The 3,714-nt window shown below is 64.1% G+C and carries 2 protein-coding genes and 1 pseudogene; 1 reads left to right on the forward strand and 2 read right to left on the reverse strand.

What is annotated here, in order from left to right; genetic code table 11:
• Positions 1–2,032: pseudogene (locus tag EN939_RS24945) on the forward strand (DNA-directed RNA polymerase subunit beta'); the annotation flags it as partial.
• Positions 2,033–2,406: 374 nt separating this feature from the next.
• On the opposite strand, the gene EN939_RS24955 reads toward EN939_RS24945, so the two are convergent.
• Positions 2,407–3,333 (reverse strand): Gfo/Idh/MocA family protein, encoded by a 927-nt coding sequence (locus tag EN939_RS24955; RefSeq protein WP_127270475.1) that lies wholly within the window; start codon positions 3,331–3,333, stop codon positions 2,407–2,409.
• Between the two features lie 182 nt (positions 3,334–3,515).
• A partial coding sequence (locus EN939_RS24960; RefSeq protein ID WP_127270476.1) for a transcriptional regulator occupies positions 3,516–3,714 on the reverse strand: 199 nt, incomplete at its 5' end.

Genomic DNA, 3,714 nt, shown 5'->3' on the forward strand with positions numbered 1-3,714 from the left:
GCACTCCGGTGCGCGTGGCTCGCCCACCCAGATGCGCCAGCTTGCCGGCATGCGCGGCCTCATGGCCAAGCCGTCGGGTGAAATCATCGAGACGCCGATCATCTCGAACTTCAAGGAAGGCCTGACCGTGCTCGAGTACTTCAACTCGACCCACGGCGCCCGCAAGGGTCTGGCCGACACCGCCTTGAAGACGGCGAACTCGGGTTACCTCACCCGTCGTCTGGTCGACGTGGCGCAGGATTGCATCGTCAACTCCGTCGACTGCGGCACCGACAAGGGCCTCACCATGCAGCCGATCGTCGATGCCGGTCAGGTCGTCGCTTCGGTCGGCCAGCGCGTGCTGGGCCGTACGTCGCTCGACGACATCACCCATCCGGTGTCGGGCGAGATCCTGGTCAAGGCCGGAACGCTGATGGACGAGCGTGACGTGGAACAGATCGAAAAGGCCGGCGTCCAGTCGGTCCGCATCCGCTCGGCACTGACTTGCGAAGTCAGGGTTGGCGTCTGCGCGGTCTGCTACGGTCGCGATCTGGCCCGCGGCACCCCGGTCAATCAGGGCGAAGCCGTCGGCGTCATCGCGGCGCAGTCGATCGGCGAGCCGGGCACCCAGCTCACCATGCGTACCTTCCACATGGGCGGTACCGCGCAGGTCGTGGACAGCTCGTTCCTTGAAGCCTCGTATGAGGGCAAGGTCGAGATCCGCAACCGCAACGTGGTGCGCAACTCCGACGGCCAGCAGATGGTCATGGGCCGCAACATGGCGGTTCTGATCCTCGACGAAGCCGGCAAGGAGCGCGCCTCGCACCGCCTCACCTATGGTTCGCGCATCTTCGTGGACGATGGTGACAAGGTGAAGCGCGGCCAGCGTATCGCCGAGTGGGATCCCTATACCCGTCCGGTCCTCACCGAAATCGAGGGCAGGGTGTCGTACGAGGATCTGGTCGACGGCATTTCCGTTCAGGAAACGGCCGACGAGTCGACCGGCATCACCAAGCGTGAGGTCATCGACTGGCGCTCGACGCCACGCGGCAACGACCTGAAGCCGGCGATTGCGATCCAGGACGCCAAGGGCAAGGTCGGCAAGCTGTCGAAGGGCGGCGACGCCCGCTTCCTGCTCTCGGTCGAGGCCATTCTTTCGGTCGAGCCGGGTTCGCAGGTTCGCCCCGGCGACGTGCTGGCGCGTATTCCGATGGAAAGCGCCAAGACCAAGGACATCACCGGCGGTCTGCCGCGTGTTGCCGAGCTGTTCGAGGCACGTCGTCCGAAGGATCACGCCATCATCGCCGAGATCGACGGCACGATCCGCTTCGGCCGCGACTACAAGAACAAGCGTCGCATCATCATCGAGCCGCATGACTCGACGCTTGAGCCGGTCGAATACCTGATCCCGAAGGGCAAGCCGTTCCATCTCCAGGACGGCGACGTCATCGAGAAGGGCGACTACATCCTCGACGGCAATCCGGCGCCGCACGACATCCTGGCGATCAAGGGCGTGGAGGCACTTGCTTCCTACCTCGTCAACGAGATCCAGGAAGTCTATCGTCTGCAGGGCGTGTCGATCAACGACAAGCACATCGAGGTGATTGTTCGCCAGATGCTGCAGAAGGTCGAGATCACGGTGCAGGGCGATTCGACCTACATCCCGGGCGATCATGTCGACGTGATCGAACTGGAAGAGGTCAACGAGCGTCTGGTCGAGGACGGCAAGAAGCCGGCCGAAGGCCTGCCGGTGCTGCTCGGCATCACCAAGGCATCGCTGCAGACGCCGTCCTTCATCTCGGCCGCCTCCTTCCAGGAAACGACCCGGGTGCTGACGGAGGCTGCGGTTGCCGGCAAGACCGACATGCTGCAGGGCTTGAAGGAAAACGTCATCGTCGGCCGGCTGATCCCGGCCGGTACCGGCGGCACGATGAGCCAGATCCGGCGCATCGCCACCTCGCGCGACGAACTGATCATCGACGAGCGCCGCAAGGCCTCGGGTGCGGAAGTCGCCGAGCCGATGCTGGCCGACATGACAACCGCCGCGCAGTAAGCGCGGCGGTTGGAATCTCAGGCAAAAAAAGGCCGTCGGGGCGACCCGGCGGCCTTTTTTCATTGCGTTGGAGCCGAACTTTGTGGCGGTGGCGAAGTGAGGAGCATCGTCTGGTGCCTTGTTTTGCAGGCTGGCGCCGCCCCTCATCTGCCTGCCGGCATCTTCTCCCCGTATAGTGACGGGGAGAAGGACGCCGTCGCTGACGATTTCGCCAATCGGCGACCTTGCAGGGCGAACGCCGGCGTCGCCATTGCCCCTTTCTCCCCGTCACTATACGGGGAGAAATGTCCGGCAGGACAATGAGGGGCGGCGCGCCCTTCGCAAATGATCCGGAAAGTGGGGATCGGAGCGAGGTCGCTCTTCACAGCCCATTGTCAATCGAAGAACGCCTCGACCACGTTGCGCTTGCCGAGCATGAAGGCGTCAGCGACATGCTGCAGCGGCGCCAGATCGACATCGGAGGTGCCGGCGCGGACGATCTCGGCGAAGCGCTTGTAGAGCATCGGGTACTCGGCCTCCGGCTCGTCATGAACCACCTTGCCGTCGATGGCGAGCTTCGAGCCGCCGCCCGACAGCACCATCGCGCCCTTGTCGGTGTCGGCCAGGATGCCCCAGTTTTGCGGGCCTGTCTGCAGCCAGTCGAGGTCCATCGTCACCGGCACCCCGTTCGAGGTGCGGAAGGCGACGCGCGCGGCAACCGGGGAGGCGCGGTTTTCGGGAAAATCCAGCACCGCCGAGGTGATGAACATCGCCGGCAGGATATGGGTGGCAATCGACAGCGCGTTGATGCCGGGATCGAAGACGCCGAAACCGCCGGGAGCCCAGATCCATTCCTGGTTCGGGTGCCAGCGGCGCACGTCTTCCTTCCAGTTGATGGCGGCCGACCTGATCTTGGCTTTGTCGAGGAATGCACGCGCGGCCTCTACGGCCGGCGCATAGCGCGAGTGCCAGCTGGCGAACAGCGAAACCCCGTTCTGTGCGGCCAATGTCTTGAGGTCCTCGACCTCGCTGACAGTGGCGCCAGGCGGCTTCTCCAGGAAGACATGCTTCTTGGCCATCAGTGCCGTCCGCGCCGCATCGTAGCGGAACTGCGGCGGCATGCAGAGCGACACGGCCTCGAGCTCGGGCACAGCGTCGAGCATGGCTTCGATGTCAGGAAAATTCGTGATGTCATCCACCTTGCCGTGACGGCTGGCGGCCGCGATGAGGCGATAGTCCTGGTCTTTCGCCAGGGCCGGTAGGTGCTGGTCGCGGACGATCTTGCCGACGCCGACGATGCCTATCTTGATGGGCTGGGACACGGCCGCTCCGTCTGTTTGATGATGGTGATGGTTTCTTATCAGAACACTTGCCCCGGGCAAGCCGAAGCCAAGCAGCCAAACTCAGCCTTCCTCGAGCGGCAGTGCGTATTTTGTCGGCTGGGAATGCCTCGATCGCCGATTCGTCTCGGCAGTCGATTCGAAAGCTGGACCGGGGGTTGGAGTCAGATCGGCACGTCGAAGGTAACGATCGACACTTCGCCTTCGAGCGCGCCCTGGAAGGCGGAGATATGCGGCTCGTCGTCGGGGATGCCGTCCATGTCGCCGATCTGGTCGAGTTCGGCCTCGGCGTACCCTTCGGCGGCAAGCGATTCGAGTGCCCGGCGCACCGCCGAATCGTCGTCGGGCGCGACCAGCATGACG

It is taken from the genome of Mesorhizobium sp. M7A.F.Ca.CA.002.05.1.1 (genome assembly GCF_003998335.1).
GTDB lineage: Bacteria > Pseudomonadota > Alphaproteobacteria > Rhizobiales > Rhizobiaceae > Mesorhizobium.